The sequence below is a fragment of the Streptomyces sp. NPDC093568 genome (assembly GCF_044764945.1).
GTDB lineage: Bacteria > Actinomycetota > Actinomycetes > Streptomycetales > Streptomycetaceae > Streptomyces.
In genome coordinates this window covers 258,550-278,123 of record NZ_JBIWJD010000003.1, presented here as the reverse complement: position 1 = coordinate 278,123, position 19,574 = coordinate 258,550, and the positions used below count along the sequence as shown (strand labels likewise).

Below are 19,574 nucleotides of genomic sequence, written 5' to 3'. Positions count from 1 at the left end.
GGTGTCCCTCTTCACTCGCTCTCGTCAGCCGCTGGACACCGCCGGGAACGGGGCGGATCCGGACGACGACGATGCGGGCGGGGCGGAGGGAGCCGTACAGGAGACGGAGGAGGAACGGGCGCCGGCGGCGACGGACGACGAAGCGGATGCCGCCGACCGAGGAGCCGAGGACAGCGGCCCCCAGGCCCGCGCCTCCGATGCCTCCTCCCCCGGCTGGTTCGGCTGGCGGCGCCGCTACCCCCGTACGGCACACGGCGTCACCGTGGGCACGACCGTGCTGGCCGCCGCCCTGCTGCTCTTCGCGCTGCTCGTGCCGAACCGCCTCGAACGGCTCGGCCCCGAGGCGTTCCTGCGCCTGCCGGCCGAGGGAATCCTGCTCGCCGGCCTGCTGCTGGCAGTGCCACCGCGATCGCGCCGGCTGCTGGCGGTGGCCTCGGGGGCGCTGCTCGGTCTGCTCACCGTCCTGAAGTTCGTCGACATGGGCTTCTACTCGGTGCTGGCCCGCCCCTTCGACCTGGTCCTGGACTGGATCCTGCTGGACGACGCGGCGGAGTTCGTCCGGGAGTCCTTCGGCCGCGGCGGACAGGTCCTCGCCGTGGCCGGGGTGATCGTCCTGCTCGTCGCGGTGCTCGTCCTGATGACGCTGGCGACGGTCCGCGTGACGAACCTGATGGTCGGCCATCGTGACATCGCCACGCGCACGACGCTGATCCTCGGCACCGCGTGGATCACCTGCATGACCCTCGGTATCCAGATCGGCGGTGTTCCGCTGGCGACCAAGGGCAACGCCGAGTTCGTGAACAACCGCGTCGAGCAGGTGCGGGCCGGTCTCAAGGACGGGCGGATCTTCGAGAAGCAGGCGGCCGTGGACGCGTTCGCGAAGACACCGCCGGACCAGCTGCTCACGGGGCTGCGCGGCAAGGACGTGCTGTTCACGTTCATCGAGAGCTACGGCCGGGTCGCGATCGACGACCCCGCGATGGCGCCGCAGACCGACGCCGTGCTCAAAGAGGGAACGAGCTCGCTCAAGGCGGCGGGCTTCCAGTCGCGCAGCGCCTGGCTGCGGTCGCCGGTGACGGGGGCGGGCAGCTGGCTCGCCCACTCCACGTTCCTGTCCGGCCTGTGGATCAAGAACCAGCAGCGCTACCGGAGCCTGACGACCAGCGACCGGGCCACACTGGGCAGCTACTTCCGCAAGTCGGGCGCGTGGCGCACGGTCGGCATCGTGCCGGGGGTGCGGCGGGCCTGGCCTGAGGGCAAGTTCTTCGCGCTGGACCACATCTACGACTCCGAGCATCTGGGCTACCAGGGCCCGTACTTCAGCTGGACGCCCGTACCCGACCAGTTCAGTCTGGAGGCCTTCCAGCGGCTGGAGCACGGCAAGAAGGACCGCGAGCCGATCATGGCGGAGATCATCCTGGCCTCCAGCCACAACCCGTGGTCCCCCATCGCGCGCATGGTCGACTGGGACGACCTCGGCGACGGTTCGGTCTTCCACGAGATCAAGAAAGAGGGCACCGACCCCAAGGAGGTCTGGCAGGACCCGGAGCGGGTGCGCACCGAGTACCGGCGGGCCATCGAGTACTCGGTGCGCAGCCTCACCGAATGGGTCGAGCGCTACGGCACCGACGACACGGTCCTCGTCTTCCTCGGCGACCACCAGCCCGTGCCCACCGTCACCGCCGGCAGCACCAGCAAGGACGTCCCCGTCACCATCGTCGCCCGCGACCAGAAGGTCCTCGACCGGATCTCCACCTGGAACTGGACGGACGGCCTCAAGCCCGCCGAGAACGCCCCCACCTGGGGCATGGACCGCTTCCGCGACCGCTTCATGACGGCGTACGGGCCGCAAGGGGGCTGAGCGGCCGACGACTGGGCCGTTCGGGTGGCGCGCCAAGGGCGGGGCCCGTCCGGCGTAGCAGTACGCGACGGCGTGCGGGCGGCGTATCTACGGTCGCAACGAGGGGGCCTCCAGACCTCAGGACCGAAAGGCGCACCCGTGAACAGACGCGTCCATGCGATATGCACGACCGCGATCAGCGTTCTCGTCCTCACCTGCCCGGCGGCCCTGGCGGCACCCGCCGGGGACGACGTGGACTGCAGCGACTTCGCCTTCCAGGAGGACGCGCAGGCGATGTTCGACCGAGACCGCAGCGACCCCAACCGTCTGGACCGGGACCGCGGGGGACCCAACGGTGTCGCCTGTGAGGACCTGCCCCGCCGCGGGGGCTTCGTCTCGCGCGTCCCCACGCAGTCGCCGCCGCCCACCCTGACCCCCCTGCCCACCCGCTCGGTCCTGCCCACGCAGGGGGTCAGGGGCGGTATGGGCGGCAGCTCGGGCCCGGCGGACTTCGAAGTGGCGCTGGGAGCCGGCCTGGCGGTAGGCGCACTCGCGCTGACCGCCGGAGTCGTGGTGTACCGGCGCCGGCTCAGCCGCTGAAGCACACCTCACCGGTGCCCTTCGGCCGTATCGGCCCTGGCTCAGGACCGTGGTGCGCCGGCATCAACGCGTCGATCAGCGTGGTCGCCTCGGCGGAACTGAGCCGCACCGACGGCGCGCACGCGTCCGGGTCGTCCTGGCGGTACGCGCTGAACGTCCGTGAACCGTCCCGGTGGGTGACCACGGACAGGCGCCGCGTCAGCCCGCCCGCCGGCCACTCCCGTCCAGGAAGGCGAGGACACGTCGTACGAACCATTCCGGGTCGTCCAGCCACGGGTAGTGACCAGCGGCGGGCTGCACGGCGACCTCGGTGTCGGGGAAGACGTCGGCGGTGCGGCGGGCGAGTTCGGGGGTGGGGCCGCCGTCCAGTTCGCCCGCGAGGACGAGCACCGGGGCGGCGAACCGGGAGAGTTCGGCGCGGGTCGCGGGCGGGTCGTAGGCGCCGTCGGAGTGGTACAGGTCGGCCGCCTCGTCGTTGGTCTCGTCGTCGCCGCGCGCGTCGTGCTCCTTCGCCGCGTCGTCCCAACGCCCGTAGAAGAAGGGCGCGAAGGCGGGGTCGAAGTCACTGCCGCCGGCCAGCCAGGCATCGAACGCCGGGAAGGTCTCCGCGAACCACGGCTCACCCTTCCGCAGCAGCGCGGCGGCCCGTCGGTCCTCGGCCGTGGCCGGCATCCCCAACGCCCACGGAATGGCGGTCACCAGCGCCAGCCGCGCCACCCGCTGCGGATAGCGGGCGGCGTACAGCATGGCCAGGCTCGCACCCGCCGAGTGCCCGAGCACATCCATGTGGTCCAACCCCATGTGGGCGCGCAATATCTCGACGTCGTCCACCAGGTGGTCGCAGCGATAGGTGGCCGGGTCGGACGGCACGGCCGAGTCCCCGGTGCCGCGCAGGTCGAGCAGCACCAGCTGCCGGTGTGCGGAGAGTCCGCCGAGGTCGCCCAGGTAGGCCGAGGCCCGCATGGGACCGCCGGGCAGGACGACGAGCGGTGCCCCCTCTCCTCGCAGGTGGTAGGCGATCTCGGTTCCGTCGGACGCGCTGAAGGTTGGCATGGACCCGATCTTGGTTGCCGGGTCACCCCTCCTGCAACCCTTTACAACAGGCCAGGTCAGGAGCCTACGGGCCGTCATATCGCCGTCCTGGCCCACAGAAAGTGCGCCCCGCCCCCTTGCCTGATCAACCGCATACTGGATTACTGATCCCGAACACGCGGACCGAATGATCGGTCGTCCGGATTGACGCGATTGGCGAGGGAGCGCTCCCCATGGCGGATGCGACCGAACTGCTGGACTCGGGGGAGCGACTCGACCCGGACGCGCTGCGGGCGCTCCAGCTGGAGCGGTTGCGCGACTCCCTGCGGCACGCGTACGACAACGTGCCCTTCTACCGGCAGTCCTTCGACAAGGCAGGTGTCCGGCCCGAGGACTGCCGTTCCCTCGCCGACCTGGCCCGCTTCCCGTTCACGGTCAAGGCCGACCTGCGGGAGAACTACCCGTACGGCATGTTCGCCGTGCCCCAGGACCGTATCCGCCGTATCCACGCCTCCAGCGGCACCACCGGACGCCCCACGGTCGTCGGCTACACCGACGCCGACCTCTCCCTGTGGTCCGACATGGTGGCCCGCTCCATTCGCGCGGCGGGCGGACGCCCCGGGGACAAGGTCCATGTGGCGTACGGCTATGGGCTGTTCACCGGTGGGCTCGGCGCACACTATGGCGCGGAAAGGCTGGGCTGTACGGTCATCCCGGCGTCCGGCGGTATGACTGCCCGCCAGGTCCAGCTGATCCAGGACCTCAGGCCCGACATCATCATGGTGACACCGTCGTACATGCTCACGCTCCTCGACGAGTTCGAGCGACAGGGCGTCGATCCGCGCGGCACCTCGCTGCGGGTGGGCGTCTTCGGTGCCGAACCCTGGACCGAGCAGATGCGCCGCGAGATCGAGGAGCGGTTCGCGATCGACGCCGTCGACATATACGGGCTGTCCGAGGTGATCGGGCCCGGGGTCGCACAGGAGTGCGTGGAGACCAAGGACGGGCTGCATGTGTGGGAGGACCACTTCTTCCCGGAGATCGTCGACCCGATCACCGGCGAGGTGCTGCCCGACGGCGAGGAGGGCGAGCTGGTCTTCACCTCGCTGACCAAGGAGGCGATGCCCGTCGTCCGGTACCGCACCCGGGACCTGACACGGCTGCTGCCGGGGACCGCGCGGGTGTTCCGGCGGATGGAGAAGATCACCGGGCGCAGTGACGACATGGTCATCCTGCGCGGGGTGAATCTCTTCCCCACCCAGATCGAGGAGATCGTGCTGCGGACGGCGGGCGTGGCGCCCCACTTCCAGCTCCGGCTGACCCGGGAGGGCCGTCTCGACGCCCTGACCGTGCGCGCGGAAGCCCGCCCCGACGCCTCGCCCGAGACCCGGGACGCCGCCGGGCGGGCCATCGCGGCGGCGGTGAAGGATGGTATCGGGGTGTCGGTCGCCGTGGAGATCGTCGAACCGGAGTCGCTGGAGCGGTCCGTGGGCAAGATCCGGCGGATCGTGGACCTCCGGCCGCGCTGACCCGTTGCCCCACTGACCGACTGACCCGCCGACCCGCTGACCCGCCGGGCGACCGGCGTCGGCTACGCGTCGGCGAACCGGTCCCGCAGCTCCCGCTTGAGGATCTTCCCGCTCGCGTTGCGCGGCAGCCCGTCCACGAAGACCACCCGCTTGGGCGCCTTGAAGTGGGCGAGCTTCTCGCGCGCGTGATCGATCAGTTCGGCCTCGCTCACCGTCCCGCGCGGCACGACGACCGCCGTGACAGCCTCGATCCACCGCTCGTGGGGCAGGCCGATCACGGCGACCTCGGCGACACCGTCGTGCGTGTACAGCGCGTCCTCGACCTCACGGGAAGCGATCAGTACGCCACCGGAGTTGATGACGTCCTTGACCCGGTCGACGATCGTGAAGTAGCCGTGCGCGTCCCGCACCGCGAGGTCGCCGGAGCGGAACCAGCCCTCGCGGAAGGCCTCGGCGGTCTCCTCGGGTTTGTCCCAGTAGCCCTCGCACAGCTGCGGGGAGCGGTAGACGATCTCGCCGGAGGTGCCGTCGGGCACGTCCTCGCCGTTCTCGTCCACCACCCGGGCGTCGACGAAGAGGACGGTGCGCCCGCACGAGTCCATGCGGCCCTTGTGCTCGTCCGGGGCCAGCACCATGGCCAGCGGGCCGATCTCGCTCTGGCCGAAGCAGTTGTAGAAGGCCAGCTCGGGCCAGCGCTCACGCAGCCGCTCCAGTACCGGCACCGGCATGATCGAGGCGCCGTAGTACGCCTTGCGCAGTCCGTCGAGGTCACGGGTGGTGAAGTCGGGCCGGTTGGCCAGTGCGATCCACACCGTGGGCGGGGCGAACAGGCTGTCCGCCCGGCCCGACTCGATGAGCTCGAAGAGCCGGTCGCCGTCGGGCGACTCCAGGATGACGTTCGTGGCACCGACGGCCAGGTACGGCATGAGGAACACATGCATCTGGGCCGAGTGGTACAGCGGCAGCGAGTGGACGGGGCGGTCGCCCGCGCTCAGGTCCAGGGCGGTGATCGCGCTCAGGTACTCGTGGACCAGGGCGCGGTGGGTCATCATCGCGCCCTTCGGCAGGGCCGTCGTACCAGAGGTGTAGAGCAGCTGCACCAGGTCCTCGCCGCGCGCCTCCGGGCCGTCGTGGGGCGGGGCGGTGGCCAGTCGCGCCAGCAGTGAGTCGTCGGCGTCGCGCAGCGGCAACGTAGGGACGCCGTCGGGCAGGCGGCCGGCCAGGGCCGGGTCGGTGAGGACGAGCGAGCTGCCGGACTGGCCGACGACGTAGGCGAGGTCGTCCCCGGTGAGGTTCTGGTTGACGGGGACGTGCACGAGGCCGGCGCGTGCGCAGGCCAGGAAGGCGATCAGGTACGCGGCCGAGTTGTGGCCGTAGGCGGCGACCCGGTCGCCGCGGTCGAGGCCCTGGTCGAGCAGGACGCTCGCCGCGCGGGAGACCGCCTCGTCGAGTTCCTCGTACGTCCATGCCCGGGCGCCGTCCTCGATCGCGATGCGTGCGGGGGTGCGTCGGGCGCTGCGGCGCAGTACTCCGTCAACCGTACTGCCGTGTCCTGGCGTCATGACACATGATCCTCGGTGCCGCGAAGAGACGGGTCAAGCTACGGGCCGGACACCCCACCGGGGACACATACCCGTTGGTACGCTCAACGGCTCCTTCCCTCAATGACGTTGGGAGGCACGATGCGCACCCGCCCCAGACGGCTCGTCGTCGCGACCGTCGCCCTGCTCGCCACCGTGGCCGGGTTGCCCGCCGCCGCGGCCGACCGGCACGATCCGCAGGACCGGCAGAACCGGCAGAACCGGCAGGAACACCCCGCCCACGGCGGTATGTCCGCCACGGTCCGCTACACCGAGTACGGCATCGCGCACATCGTCGCCAGGGACTACACGTCCCTCGGCTTCGGCACCGGGTGGGCGCAGGCCGCCGACCAGGTGTGCACACTCGCCGACGGGTTCCTGACCGTACGCGGCGAGCGTTCGCGCTTCTTCGGACCCGACGCGGCGGCCGACGACCTGTCCTCGGCGTCCAGCAACCTCTCCAGTGACCTGTACTTCCGAGGGGTGCGTCAGAGCCGCACGGTGGAGAAGCTGCTGGACCAGCCGGCACCCCTCGGCCCCGGCCGTCAGGCCGAGGACCTGATGCGGGGCTTCGCGGCCGGGTACAACACCTGGCTGAAGCAGGGCCGGATCAGCGACCCCGCGTGCAGGGGCGCCGCCTGGGTGCGGCCGATCACAGGGCTGGACGTGGCAGCCCGCTTCTACGCCCTCGCGGTGCTCGGCGGCCAGGGCGGCACCGTGGACGAGATCACCTCCGCCCAGCCGCCGACCGGCTCCCCCGCCCGCGCCGAGCGCACCGGGCCCGACGCCGACGCCCTGGTGCGGGCCGTGCGTGAGCGCACCGCCGACACGGACATGGGGTCGAACGCGGTCGCGTTCAGCGGTGAGACCACGGCGAACGGCCGCGGTCTGCTGCTGGGCAACCCGCACTACCCCTGGCACGGCGGGCGCCGCTTCTGGCAGGCGCAGCAGACGATTCCCGGCGAACTCGACGTGGCCGGGGCGGCGCTGCTCGGCTCACCGACGATCTCCATCGGTTACAACGCACATGTGGCGTGGAGCCACACAGTGTCGACGGGTGTCCCGTTCAATGTGCACCGGCTGACCCTGGATCCGGCCGACCCCACCGTCTACCTGGTGGACGGCGCACGCGAGCGGATGCGGAAGCGGACCGTGACCGTCGCGGTCAAGGGCGGCGCACCCGTCACCCGCACCCAGTGGTGGACGCGGTACGGTCCGGTCGTCGCCGCCTCCGAACCCGGCGCCCAGCTCCCGCTGACCTGGACGGCGACGACGGCGTACGCGGTCAACGACCCGAACGCGGCCAACCTGCGGTTCGCCGACACCTCGCTCGGCTTCGCCAAGGCGCGCGGGACGGCCGACGTCCAACGGTCCCTCGCCCGGCACCAGGGCCTGCCGTGGGTCGACACGATCGCCGCGGACTCCGCAGGGCACTCGCTGTTCACCCAGTCGCAGATACTGCCCCGGATCACCGACGACCTCGCGTCACGGTGTTCCACGGACCTGGGCAGGGCCACCTATCCGGCGGTGGGCCTCGCGATCCTCGACGGCTCCCGCGGCGACTGCACGCTCGGCAGCGACCCCGACGCCGTCCAGCGCGGAACCTTCGGGCCCGCGCACATGCCGGCATTGAAGGACGCGCCGTACGCGGAGAACTCCAACGACAGCGCGTGGCTCGCCAACGCCGACCGGCCGCTGACCGGCTACGAGCGGGTCTTCGGCGACATCGGCACACAGCGCTCGCTGCGCACCCGCGGCGCCGTCGAGGACGTGGCGGCGATGGCGGAGCGGGGCGGTCTGACCGTGCGGGACCTGGAGCGCCAACAGTTCGCGAACCGGGTGCCGGCCGCCGACCTGGCGGTGGCCGACTCGGCCAAGGCGTGTGCCGCGCTTCCGGGCGGTACGGCAACGGGCAGCGACGGCAAAGCCGTTGACGTGTCGGAGGCGTGCGCGGTGCTGGCGGCCTGGGACCGCACGATGGACACCGGTAGCCGGGGCGCCCTGCTCTTCGACCGGTTCTGGCGGAAGCTGACGGCGAAGGTGCCGGCCGCCCAGCGGTGGAAGGTGCCGTTCTCGGCGGCCGATCCGGTGCGCACGCCGAACACGCTCAACACCGCCGCGCCCGGCTTCGCCACAGCTCTCGCGGACACGGTCACCGAGCTCCGGGCGGCGGGCATCTCGCTCGACTCCCGCCTCGGCGAGCACCAGTTCGTCGTACGGAACGGTCAGCGCATCCCCGTGCACGGCGGCACCGAGGGGCTCGGTGTGTGGAACAAGATCGAACCGGAGTGGGACCGGGTGCGGGGCGGCTACACGGAGGTGACGGCCGGCTCCAGCCACATCCAGGCGGTGGGCTGGGACGGCAGCCGCTGTCCGGTGGCCCGAACTCTGCTGACGTACGCGCAGTCCTCGAACCCGTACTCGCCCCACTTCAGCGATCAGACCCGGCTGTTCTACGGTGAGAAGTGGGTGACCTGGCGGTTCTGCGCGAAGGACATCCAGTCGTCGCCGGCGTTGAGGACCGTCCACGTACGCGAACGCTGAGTCTGTGTGGTCCCGTTCCACATGGGGCGGGACCACATAAGAGTGACCCATGGGATGCGCTGAGAATGCGCCACGCGTCAACGGCCCATTCACCGAATGCTTCTTTTGCTTCCTTGTGCTCCCGTGCGCCCCTTTGGAGAAAGGTTTCGGGAAACCAAGAGCCACTTGGACTGGGCAGGACTTGTCTCAAGTGTTCAAGTCCGTGGCACGTTCACCAATTTCGCGTGCCTCGTATGGCAGGAGGTTTTCATGAGCCGTGCTGTGCCTGAACGAAAGCGTACATGGAGGACAGGAACTGCTCCAGGCATATTCCCTGTCCTCGGCCACGGTATCGCGTTATACCGACAGCCGCTGGCGTTTCTGAATTCTTTGCCCGCTTACGGCGACCTGGTCGAGATACGGCTGGGCCCCCAGCGCGCCTGGATGGTGTGCCATCCCGAGCTGACCCACGAGGTGCTCATGGATCCGCACACCTTCGACAAGGGGGGCCCGCTGTACGACAGGCTCGGGAAGCTCATGGGCGACGGCCTCGTCACCTGCCGGCAGCCGACGCACCGGCACAAACGCAGGCTGTTACAGCCTGCCTTCCGCCCTTCCCATGTCGCTGAATACACGGACCTGGTCACCGAGGAGGCCGCGGCGGTGTGCCGCGCGTGGCCGGCCGGTCAGGACGTCGCCGTCACCGAGGCGATGATGGCCCTCACGACACGGGTGACCAGCCGTGTCCTCCTCTCCGATTCCCTGGACGACCGGACGACCGCGGAGGTGCGGGACTGTCTCGGCGCGGTCGTGCGCGGCCTGTTCGTCCGGACGGTCGTACCGATCGATGCCCTGTTCCGTCTCCCCACCCGCGCCAACCGCCGCTATTGCCGCGCGCTCTCCCGCCTCCACGAGATCATCGACACGGCGATCGCGGAGCGTCGCCGGGGCGCCGACCGCGACGACGTGCTGGGCACGCTGCTGAAGGCCACCAAGGCCGACACCTCGACGGCCGGCAACGGTGACGGCGCGACACCCGCGATCACCGACCAGGAGGTCCACGATCACCTGATCACGCTGCTGCTGACGGGCGTCGAGACCCAGGCACTCGCCCTGACGAGCGCCTTCAGCCTGCTCGCCCGCCATCCGGAGGCGGAGCGCCGGCTGCACGCCGAGCTCGACTCGGTCCTCGCCGAAGGCCGACGGCCCACCGCCGAGGATCTGCCGCACCTCGTCTACACCCGGTGCGTCGTCTCCGAGACGCTGCGCCACTCGTCGCCCGGCTGGCTCTTCACCCGCGTCGCCACCAAGGAGACCGAGCTCGCCGGGTGCCGTCTGCCCAAGGGCGCCACCGTCCTGTACAGCCCCCACCTCCTGCACCACGATCCCGCGTCGTTCCCCGACCCCGAGCGCTTCGACCCCGACCGCTGGCTGCCCGGACGGCCCACCGCCGAAGAGCGCCGCGCGATGATGCCGTTCTCCGCGGGCAACCGCAAATGCCTCGGTGACGAGTTCGCGATGGTGGAGGCCACCCTGGCGCTCGCGACCATCGCCGGCCGCGCGCGGCTGCGTCATCAGCCCGGGTATGTCGACCGAAAACCGCGCCCCGGCATCACGATGGGGCCGCGTTCCCTGGTCATGACGTGTGAGCCCCGATCACGTATGCCCTCAGCGGCGTCGCTCGCGCACCGAGCGAACGCCGCCCCGTGCACATCGGACAGCCGAACGGCAGGTGACCACGTTGTCGACGACGCATGAGGAACTCACCCTCGGCCTACCCGACGGAATGCCGGTCTCCACCCTCCGGGACCTGATCGACACCAACCTCCGCATGCCTTTCCCGTTCCGGCGGAACCCTCATGAAACCGAAGCCGCCGTCGGCGTCGACGCGTGGCTGAGGGTGTGGGGGCTGACCGACGAACCCGATGTGGCGGCGATGATCGCCCGCACCCGCCCCGCCGAACTCGCCAGTTACACCAGCCCCACCGTGGATTTTGGGGTCCTGCAGATCGTGGCCCAGCAGATCGCCTACCAGTTCGTCTTCGACGACGTCGCGGAGGACCTGGGGCGACGCTCTCCGGCCAGGCTGCTGCCCATGTTGTGCGAGAGCGTCGCGATCCTGCGGGAGGGGCGGCAGCCCAGCACTCCCCTCGGAGCCGCCCTCGCCGATCTCCACCGGCAGGTCCGCGAACAGTGCACCCCCGCACAGGCCGCGCGCTGGGCCTGGCAGAGCTGTGAATACGTGCACGGGCTGTTGTACGAAGCCGTGGCCCAGACCCACCCCGTCCGCCTGCGCATCGGCGACTGCACCTCCATTCGGTCGCTGACCGCGGGCGTCGAGCCGTTCTACCCGCTGTACGAGGGCGCCCGGACACGCGAACTGACCGCCGCCGAGGTGCATCACCCCGTCGTACGGCGACTGAGCCGGCTGTCGGCCGACGCGGCGGTGTGGACGGCCGACCTGTTCTCGGCGGTGAAGGAACAGCGCACGGGCGAGATGATCAACCTGGCCCTGGCCCACCAGCGCGAACAGCGGTGCTCGCTGCAGGCCGCTGTACTCCTGGCCATCGAGGAGATCAACAGGACGATCGACACGTTCCAGAGGCTCCACGACGGGATCAAACCGGCGTTGAGCCCCGCGGGCATCCGCTATGTGAAGGGCATGATCGGCTGGATGCGCGGGTGCTACGACTGGGCCCGCACCGTGCCTCGGTACGCGGATGTGACGTCGGTGCCCGCCGTGCCGTAGACGTCCTGGCGCGCACGGCATCGGCCCCGCCCGGGAGACGTCCATCCGTGTCCATTACCCATCGGGTGGGCGTTCTCCCACCTACCGTTGACGATTCACCCTATGGTGCTCAATTCAGCCTGCCGCACCTCAACGAGGCGTACGCTCGGGCTCCTCCGAGCCGAACGACAGAAGGCGGTACGGCACATGGCGATGGAGCCTCGGCACCCGGTCACGGAACAGGGGACGTTGATCGAGCGCCGACGGGAACTTCAGGCCCTCGACGCCGCGTTCAAGGAACTGCGAGGCACCGCGGACGGTGTGCCGCAAGCGCGGCGCAGGGGACTGCTCGCCTTCAGCGGACCGGCCGGACTGGGCAAGACCGCGCTCCTCACGGAAGCCCGTCAGCGGGCCAGGGCCTCGGGATTCACCGTGCTGTCGGGGAGGGGCGGGGAGAAGGAACAGGGGTCGGCGTTCCGCGTGGTCCGCCAGCTCGTGCAGCCCTCGCTGGCAAGGATGGGGGGAGCCGAGCTCCGGGACTTCCTGGGCAGCTGGTACGACGTCATGGCCGCCGTGCTCGGTCTGGAGGCGAGGGGCCCCGCCCCCGCGCCCGACCCGACCGGGGTCCGCGAGGGTCTCGACTGGGTCATGACCTGCCTCACCATCAAGAAGGCGCCCGTCGTCCTGCTCCTGGACGACCTGCACTGGGCGGACGCCGAGTCCTTGAGCTGGCTCGATTCCTTCGCGTCACGGGTCGATGACCTCCCCCTGCTGATCGTGGTCGCCTACCGGCCCGACGAACTGCCCTCCGAGGCGGGCGAACTCCGCACCCTCGTCGGACATCACGGCGACCGCCCCCACGACCTCGCGTGCCTCACCGCCGACGGTGTGGCGCAGATCGTCAGAAGCCAGGTCGGTGACAGAGCCGAGGACGTGTTCTGCAAGGAATGCTGGTCGGCCACCGGCGGGAGCCCCTTCGAGACGGTGGAGCTCGCCATCGGTCTCGGTGAGCGGAAGCTGACCGGCAGCGAGGACGACCTGCCCGCGATGCGTGAACTCGCCGCGGCCATCAAGGGCCCGGGCCTGATCGAACGTCTGGAGGGCCTCGACACCACGACCGTCCGCTTCGCGCACTCCGCCGCCGTGCTCGGTTCGCCCTTCTCAGCCCAGGTCGCCGCGAGCATCGCGGTGCTCGGCGACGAGACCGTCGCCGAGGCGACCCAGCAGCTTCGCTCGGCCCGGATCCTCGCCGACGGCCACGGCCCGGAGGGTGAGCTCGAGTTCGTCCACCCGCTGATCGCCACGACGATCTACCGCTCCATCCGCTCCGGCTTCCGCGCCGGTCTGCACAACGCGGCCGCGAACGCCGTCCTGAACGCGGGCTACGGCCCGACCGTCGCCGCCCGGCATCTGCTGGAAGTACCGTGCGAGGGCAACCCCGAGACGGTCGAGTGTCTGCGCGAGGCCGCCCGCGAGTACCTCGGCGCCGGGGCTACCGAGGCCGCCCGGCGCCTGCTGACCCGTGCGCTGCAGGAGCCGCCCCTCCCGGAGGACCGCGCCGCGGTCCTGCACGAACTCGCGTGCGCCACGTTCCTGATCGAGCCCACGGCCACCGTGCGGCATCTGCGCCAGGCGCTGGCGGAGCCCGACGTCGACCCCGACCTGCGCGCCTCCATCGTCTACCGGCTGACGACGGCGCTCGCCCACACCGACCGGATGGACGAGGCCGTGACCGTGGCCGCCGAGGAGGCCCGGCAGGCCACGAACCCGCGCGTCAAACTGCGGATGCAGGCCGACCAGTTCGTCTGGAGCACGATGCGTGCCGACGATCCCGACTCCCCCGCGCGTTCCCGGAGGCTCGCGCGGCTGGCCGAGCAGTTGCCCGGCCGCAGCCTGGAGGAGCGCTACATCCTGGGGCTGCGGGCCTGGGACGCCGTATTGCGCGGCGAACCGCGGCAGACCGCGCTCGGTTACGCGGAGAAGTCCCTGCGCGGCGGCATGAGCTGGACCGATGAGAACCGCGGCTTCGAGGTGCCCCTCTCGGTCGCCCTGGTGTTCATGTACGGCGACCAGCCGCGCCGGGCGGAGGAGTTGTTCGAGAAGGGGATCGCCGAGTGCGTGGGCAAGGGCTGGCACGGCTCCCACCTGGCCTTCGGCCAGACCATCGCCGGTTATGTCCGCTACCACCGCGGCTGCCTGGCCGAGGCCGAGGACCTGGTCCGGGAAGGCCTGCGCATCGCCGACAAGGTGGAAGGCGTCGTGGCCGCCCAGTGGTACGGCGTCAGCGTCCTGATCCAGACGCTGCTGGCGCGAGGGCGCGTCACCGAGGCGCGCGCCCTCGCCGACGACCACCACTTCGGTGACATGGCTCCGAACGCCATCATCTATCCCGACCCGCGCACCGTGTACGCGGAACTGCTCCTGGCGGAGGGCCGGCACGCGGAAGCGGCGGCGCTGCTGACCGCGGTCGGGGACTGGCTGGACGGACGGGCCTGGCGCAACCCTGCCTGGTGCCCGTGGCAGCTGCGGCTCGCGACCGCGCTCGCCCCCACCGCCCCGGACGAGGCGATCCACCACGCCCAGGACGCCGTCAAGCGCGCCCGGGACTTCGGCGCCGCGTCCACCGTCGGCCAGGCCCTCCACACCCTCGCCGAGGTGACCGGCGGTCCGGCCGCACTCGACCTGTACGCGGAGGCGATCGACTGCCTGGAGCAGTCGCCGGCCTCGTACGAACTCGCTCGCGCCCAAGTCGGCCACGGCGCCGCGCTGTCCCGCCACGGGCGGCTCCAGGAGGCCGCCGACCGGCTCTACCAGGGTCTGGAAGGCGCCGTCCACTGCGGGGCCGAGGCGCTCGCCACCCGTGCCAGGGAAGAGCTCTCGACGGCCGGTCTGCGCCCGCTGCCCCTGCGCTATGTGCAGGCGGACGCGCTCACCGCGCGGGAACGCCGGACGGCCGAACTGACCGTCGCGGGAAGCCCGGTGGGCGCGATCGCGGCGGACCTGCACCTGACCGAACAGGGCGTACGGCAGCTGCTGTCCAGCGTCTACCGCAAGATCGGCACCGACGCCGCAGGCCTCGCCAGAGCTCTGGAGGCTCCTCCGCGTCTGCGCCCCTGACGTCACACGGGCCTGGAGCGGCCCTCCCAGTACGGATCCCGCAACCGCCGCTTGTACAGCTTCCCGTTGGGATCGCGCGGCATCTCGGCGATGAAGTCGACGCTCTTCGGCCGCTTGTACCCGGCGAGTTGCCCGGCGCAGTGGTGGAGGATGGCGGCGGCGAGGGCCGGCCCCGGCTCCTGGCCCGGGGCCGGTTCGACGACGGCCTTGACCTCCTCGCCCCAGTCGTCGTGGGGGATGCCGAAGGCGGCCGCGTCCGCGACGGCCGGGTGGGCGAGCAGGACGGACTCGATCTCGGCGGGGTAGATGTTGACCCCGCCGGAGATGATCATGTCGATCTTGCGGTCGCGGAGGAAGAGGTAGCCGTCCTCGTCGAGGTAGCCGAGGTCGCCGACGGTGAAGAAGTCTCCGATGCGGTTCTTCTTCGTCTTGGCCTCGTCCTTGTGGTAGGCGAAGCCGCCGGTGTTCATCTTCAGGTAGACGGTGCCGAGTTCGCCGGGCGGGAGGCGCTTGCCGTCGTCGTCGAAGATCGCGAGTTCGCTGATCGGCCAGGGCTTGCCGACCGTGCCGGGCTTCTTCAGCCAGTCCTCGGCGGTGGCGAAGGCGCCGCCGCCCTCGCTGGCGGCGTAGTACTCCTCCACACAGGGTCCCCACCAGTCGAGCATCGCCCGCTTCACGTGGTCGGGGCAGGGCGCGGCACCGTGGATGGCGTGCCGCATGGAGGAGACGTCGTAGCGGGACCGGATGTCCTCCGGGAGCGCCAGCAGACGGTGGAACTGGGTGGGGACCATATGGGTGTGAGTGCACTTGTGGGTGTCGATGACACGGAGCATCTCCTGCGGTGTCCACTTGTCCATCAGCACCAGCCGGTGCCCTATGTGCAGGGACGCGCCCGCGAACTGGAGCACGGCGGTGTGGTAGAGCGGTGAGCAGACGAGATGCACGTTGTCGTCGAACGGCTTGATCCCGAAGATGCCCAGGAAGCCGCCCAGGTAGGCCTCCTCGGGCGGCTTGCCGGGCAGCGGGCGGCGGATGCCGCGGGGGCGGCCGGTGGTGCCGGAGGTGTAGTTCATGACCCAGCCGAGCGTGCGGTCGGCGGGCGCGGACTCCGGTTGCCCGTCGAGGAGTTCGGCGTACGGCCGGAAGCCCTCGACCTCACCGACGGCGTAGCGGTGGGTCTGCGGGAGGCCGGCCTCCTCGGCGGCCTGGCGGGCGGCGCCGGCGAAGCGCTCGTGGGCGACGAGCACCTTGGCACCGGAGTCGGCGACGATCCAGGCGATCTCGGGTCCGACGAAGTGATGGTTGACGGGGACCAGGTAGAACCCGGCCTGGGAGGCGGCCAGATAGGCCGTGAAGAACTCGACGCCGTTGGGCAGGACGACCGCGAAGGCGTCGCCGCGTCGCAGGCCCGCCGCGCGCAGGCCGTGGACCAGGCGGTTGGTGGCGGCGTGCAGCCGACCGGCGGTCCACCGCTCACCGTCGGGGGCGACGAGGACCGTGCGGTCGGGGTCGGCGGTGGCCTGGGCCCAGAAGCCGACGGGCGGGGTGCTGACGGCGTGTGCCGCGGATGTGCCGGTCACTGTCCGCTCCTTCCGGCGATGCGGTTGATGCGGTCGACGGCTTGTTCGAAGCCGCGGGTGAGGTCGTCGAAGACGGCCTGGACGCTCCGTTCGGTGTTCATCCGGCCCACGATCTGGCCGACGGGCGTGCCGAGGAGTGGCCCGACCTCGTACTTCTGGATGCGGGAGACGGCCTCGGCCACGAGCAGTCCCTGCAGGGGCATGGGGAGGGTGCCGGGTCCGTCCGGGTCGTCCCAGGCGTCGGTCCACTCGGTGCGCAGCTGCCGTGCGGGCTTGCCGGTCAGGGCGCGGGAGCGGACGGTGTCGCCGGAACCGGCGGCCAGCAGTTTGGCGGTCAGGGCGGGCGAGTGCAGGTCGGCTTCTGTGGTGGTCAGCCATATGGAGCCCAGCCACACACCCTGGGCGCCGAGACTGAGCGCGGCGGCCACCTGCCTGCCGCTGCCGATACCCCCGGCGGCGAGCACGGGCAGCGGGTCGACCGCCTCGACCACCTCGGGAGTGAGCACCATGGAGGCGATCTCACCGGTGTGGCCGCCGGCCTCGTAGCCCTGGGCCACGACGATGTCGATGCCCGCCTCCTTGTGCTTGCGGGCGTGCCGGGCGCTGCCCGCGAGCGCGGCGACGAGCACGCCCCGGTCGTGGGCGCGCTCCACGACGTCCGCGGGCGGTGAGCCGAGGGCGTTGGCGAGCAGCTTGATCGGGTAGTCGAAGGCGACGTCGAGCTGAGTCCGGGCGACCTGCTCCATCCACCCGGTGATCCGCCAGCCGGAGGCCTCACCCTCGGCGAGGTCGGGCACGCCGTACTTGGCGAGGGTCTCCTGGACGAACTGCCGGTGCCCCTCGGGGATCATCGCCTCGACGTCGGCCTCGCTGACACCTTCGACCTTCTTCGCCGGCATGACGACGTCCAGGCCGTAGGGCCGGCCCTCGACATGTGCCTCGAGCCAGTCGAGGTCGCGCTTGAGGTCGCCGGGGGCCGTGTAGCGGACCGCGCCGAGCACTCCGAAGCCGCCGGCCCGGCTGATGGCCGCGGCGACGGCGGGGAACGGCGTGAAGCCGAAAATGGCGTGCTCGACTCCCAGTTTCTTGCTCAGCTCCGTCTGCATGGGCGCAGGATGCCGCAGTCCTCCGGACGACGGAAGGCCTTTTCTGATACACCGTCAGATCTGTTGTGGCCACCGCCCCGTTGACACGGCTCACTCCTGACATGAAAGTTTCATCACGCAAGGTGATCCCGGAAAGATACTTTCAGCCCGAGCGGTGGGAGGAACCTCGATGACGGACGACAGCAACAGACTGACTCGGCGTCAACTGAGCAGAGGGATCGTGGCTCTGGGCGGCGCCCTGGCCGTCGCCCCCTTTCCCGCCGGACCGGCGGCCGCCTCCTCCGACCGCGGTGCCACCACCTTGCGCCACGGCTCCCCCGAGCGCGCCGGCCTCCTCCCCGCCCACCTCCGGCAACTGGTCACCGACGCGGAGGCCTTCCTCCGCCCCTCCCCCAAGCACCCGTGGTACGCGGGCGCCGTACTGCTCGCCGGGCGGGGCGGCACGGTGGCCCTGCACCAGCCGATCGGGATGGCGGTGCGCTACCAGTCGTACGACGAGAAGACGGACACCGGCGTCGAGTTCCCTGCCGACCGGCAGATCGCCATGGGCGAGGACACCGTCTTCGATCTGGCCTCGGTCTCCAAGCTGTTCACCTCGATCCTCGCCGTGCAGCAGATCGAGCGCGGTGCCCTCGGGCTGGGGGCGACGGTCGCCTCCTACCTCCCGGACTTCGGCCGCGCGGGCAAGCAGGACATCACGATCCGTCAGCTCCTCACCCACACCTCGGGGTTCCGCGCCTGGATCCCGCTCTACAGCGCGCCGACACACGAGGAGAAGCTCGAGCTCATCTGGAACGAGGCACCGCTCAACCCGCCGGGCACCGCCTACCTCTACTCGGACCTGAACCTGATCTCCCTCCAGCTCGTCCTGGAGAAGATCACCGGCCGGGCGCTCGACACCCTCCTGCATGACGAGATCACCGGCCCGCTCGGCATGCGCCGCACCCGCTACAACCCGCCCGCCGATTGGAAGCCCCGGATCGCGGCCACCGAGGACGCCCGCAAACCCTGGTCCGGCCTGGACCGTGGTCTCGTGTGGGGCGAGGTGCACGACGAGAACGCCTTCAGCCTCGGCGGAGTCGCGGGCCACGCGGGTGTGTTCTCGAATGCCTGGGACCTCGCGGTGCTCGGCCGGACGCTGCTCAACGGCGGCTCCTACGGCCGCTCGCGCATCCTGGAGCCGCAGTCGGTGGAGCTGATGTTCACGGACTTCAACACCGCCTTCCCCGGCGACGAGCACGGCCTCGGCTTCGAGCTCTACCAGCACTGGTACATGGGCGCGATGGCCACCCCGCGCACCGCCGGGCACACCGGCTTCACCGGCACCTCGCTGGTCCTCGACCCGACGACCGACTCCTTCCTCGTCGTCCTCGGCAACTCCGTGCACCCGGTGCGCAGTTGGCGCTCCGGTTCCGCGCCCCGGGTCGCCACCGCGAATGGCATGGCCCGCGCGGTGGCGGTGCGCCCGCGGTACGGCCGTACGGCATGGTTCTCCGGAATGGCATCCGCCACGACCGCGACCCTCGCGCTCCCCGCGCTCGACACGTCCTCCGCAGGCGCCCGCCTGCGCTGCGCCCTGTGGTGGGACACCGAACCTCAGGCGGACACGCTCGCATTGGAGGCGACCACCGACGGGGGCACGACCTGGCAGCCGGTCCCCTTCACGACGACCCGCCACGGCGAGCGGCCGCAGGACCACCCGGCGGGCACGGTGACCGGCTGGTCGGGCCGGGTGTGGCACCGCCTCTCGGCCCAACTCCCCGCGCACCCGGGGCTCGTGGTCCGCTGGCGGTACGCCACCGACCGGCTGTACGTGGGCCGTGGGGCCTACGTCGACGGACTGCGCGTCGAGGCGGGGCGCTCGGTCCTGTTCGACGAGGGCCGGCCGGCGGACGCGGCGCGGATCACGGCGAGCGGCTGGACGGCCTCGGCGGACTGA

General features: G+C 70.9%; 12 protein-coding genes and 1 pseudogene. 8 read left to right on the top strand and 5 right to left on the bottom strand.

The window, feature by feature from the left end:
• Position 1 precedes the first annotated feature (1 nt).
• Together ACIRD7_RS15360 and ACIRD7_RS15355 are read left to right on the top strand one after the other, a co-directional pair.
• On the top strand, positions 2-1,861 hold the full coding sequence (locus tag ACIRD7_RS15360) for a sulfatase (RefSeq protein WP_403453312.1): 1,860 nt from the start codon (positions 2-4) through the stop codon (positions 1,859-1,861).
• A gap of 138 nt (positions 1,862-1,999) precedes the next feature.
• Positions 2,000-2,440: a hypothetical protein gene (locus ACIRD7_RS15355; RefSeq protein ID WP_403453311.1), complete on the top strand. Its 441-nt coding sequence runs from the start codon at positions 2,000-2,002 to the stop codon at positions 2,438-2,440.
• Positions 2,441-2,483: 43 nt separating this feature from the next.
• Here the strand turns inward: ACIRD7_RS15355 and ACIRD7_RS15350 are convergent.
• Positions 2,484-2,696 (bottom strand): annotated as a pseudogene (locus ACIRD7_RS15350) (potassium transporter TrkA); the annotation flags it as partial.
• Entirely contained in the window at positions 2,639-3,493 is an 855-nt protein-coding gene (locus ACIRD7_RS15345) for an alpha/beta fold hydrolase (RefSeq protein WP_403453310.1), read from the bottom strand. The gene ACIRD7_RS15345 and the pseudogene ACIRD7_RS15350, both read right to left, overlap by 58 nt.
• Positions 3,494-3,705: 212 nt before the next feature.
• On the opposite strand from ACIRD7_RS15345, the gene paaK reads away from it, so the two are divergent.
• Positions 3,706-5,001: a phenylacetate--CoA ligase PaaK gene (gene paaK / locus ACIRD7_RS15340; RefSeq protein WP_403453309.1), complete on the top strand. Its 1,296-nt coding sequence runs from the start codon at positions 3,706-3,708 to the stop codon at positions 4,999-5,001.
• A 62-nt stretch (positions 5,002-5,063) separates the two neighbouring features.
• Here the strand turns inward: paaK and ACIRD7_RS15335 are convergent, their stop codons facing one another.
• Positions 5,064-6,563: an acyl-CoA synthetase gene (locus tag ACIRD7_RS15335; RefSeq protein ID WP_403453308.1), complete on the bottom strand. Its 1,500-nt coding sequence runs from the start codon at positions 6,561-6,563 to the stop codon at positions 5,064-5,066.
• 120 nt (positions 6,564-6,683) lie between these two features.
• On the opposite strand from ACIRD7_RS15335, the gene ACIRD7_RS15330 reads away from it, so the two are divergent.
• The 4 genes from ACIRD7_RS15330 (at position 6,684) to ACIRD7_RS15315 (ending at position 14,949) form a co-directional block, all read left to right on the top strand.
• Complete coding sequence (locus tag ACIRD7_RS15330; RefSeq protein WP_403453307.1) at positions 6,684-9,125, top strand: penicillin acylase family protein; 2,442 nt, start codon at positions 6,684-6,686, stop codon at positions 9,123-9,125.
• Positions 9,126-9,374: 249 nt separating this feature from the next.
• Entirely contained in the window at positions 9,375-10,862 is a 1,488-nt protein-coding gene (locus ACIRD7_RS15325; RefSeq protein WP_403453306.1) for a cytochrome P450, read from the top strand.
• Positions 10,837-11,853, top strand: coding sequence for a (-)-alpha-amorphene synthase (locus tag ACIRD7_RS15320; RefSeq protein WP_403453305.1), 1,017 nt, complete (start codon positions 10,837-10,839; stop codon positions 11,851-11,853). The genes ACIRD7_RS15325 and ACIRD7_RS15320 overlap by 26 nt, the downstream gene beginning before the upstream one ends.
• Positions 11,854-12,039: 186 nt before the next feature.
• Complete coding sequence (locus tag ACIRD7_RS15315) at positions 12,040-14,949, top strand: ATP-binding protein (protein ID WP_403453304.1); 2,910 nt, start codon at positions 12,040-12,042, stop codon at positions 14,947-14,949.
• Positions 14,950-14,951: 2 nt separating this feature from the next.
• On the opposite strand, the gene ACIRD7_RS15310 is transcribed toward ACIRD7_RS15315, so the two are convergent.
• On the bottom strand, positions 14,952-16,529 hold the full coding sequence (locus tag ACIRD7_RS15310) for an acyl-CoA synthetase (RefSeq protein ID WP_403453303.1): 1,578 nt from the start codon (positions 16,527-16,529) through the stop codon (positions 14,952-14,954).
• Positions 16,526-17,635: an NAD(P)H-dependent flavin oxidoreductase gene (locus ACIRD7_RS15305; RefSeq protein ID WP_403453302.1), complete on the bottom strand. Its 1,110-nt coding sequence runs from the start codon at positions 17,633-17,635 to the stop codon at positions 16,526-16,528. Before ACIRD7_RS15305 ends, ACIRD7_RS15310 begins: the two co-directional genes overlap by 4 nt.
• Positions 17,636-17,804: 169 nt before the next feature.
• Between ACIRD7_RS15305 and ACIRD7_RS15300 the strand changes: the two genes are divergently transcribed.
• Positions 17,805-19,574: a serine hydrolase gene (locus ACIRD7_RS15300; protein ID WP_403453301.1), complete on the top strand. Its 1,770-nt coding sequence runs from the start codon at positions 17,805-17,807 to the stop codon at positions 19,572-19,574.

What these genes read in the sequence shown, in the direction of transcription:
- ACIRD7_RS15345 (WP_403453310.1), bottom strand. Translation starts at nt 3,493, where the DNA reads ATGCCAACCTTCAGCGCGTCCGACGGAACCGAGATCGCCTACCACCTG.
- paaK (WP_403453309.1), top strand. Translation starts at nt 3,706, where the DNA reads ATGGCGGATGCGACCGAACTGCTGGACTCGGGGGAGCGACTCGACCCG.
- ACIRD7_RS15335 (WP_403453308.1), bottom strand. Translation starts at nt 6,563, where the DNA reads ATGACGCCAGGACACGGCAGTACGGTTGACGGAGTACTGCGCCGCAGC.
- ACIRD7_RS15330 (WP_403453307.1), top strand. Translation starts at nt 6,684, where the DNA reads ATGCGCACCCGCCCCAGACGGCTCGTCGTCGCGACCGTCGCCCTGCTC.
- ACIRD7_RS15325 (WP_403453306.1), top strand. Translation starts at nt 9,375, where the DNA reads ATGAGCCGTGCTGTGCCTGAACGAAAGCGTACATGGAGGACAGGAACT.
- ACIRD7_RS15315 (WP_403453304.1), top strand. Translation starts at nt 12,040, where the DNA reads ATGGCGATGGAGCCTCGGCACCCGGTCACGGAACAGGGGACGTTGATC.
- ACIRD7_RS15305 (WP_403453302.1), bottom strand. Translation starts at nt 17,635, where the DNA reads ATGCAGACGGAGCTGAGCAAGAAACTGGGAGTCGAGCACGCCATTTTC.
- ACIRD7_RS15300 (WP_403453301.1), top strand. Translation starts at nt 17,805, where the DNA reads ATGACGGACGACAGCAACAGACTGACTCGGCGTCAACTGAGCAGAGGG.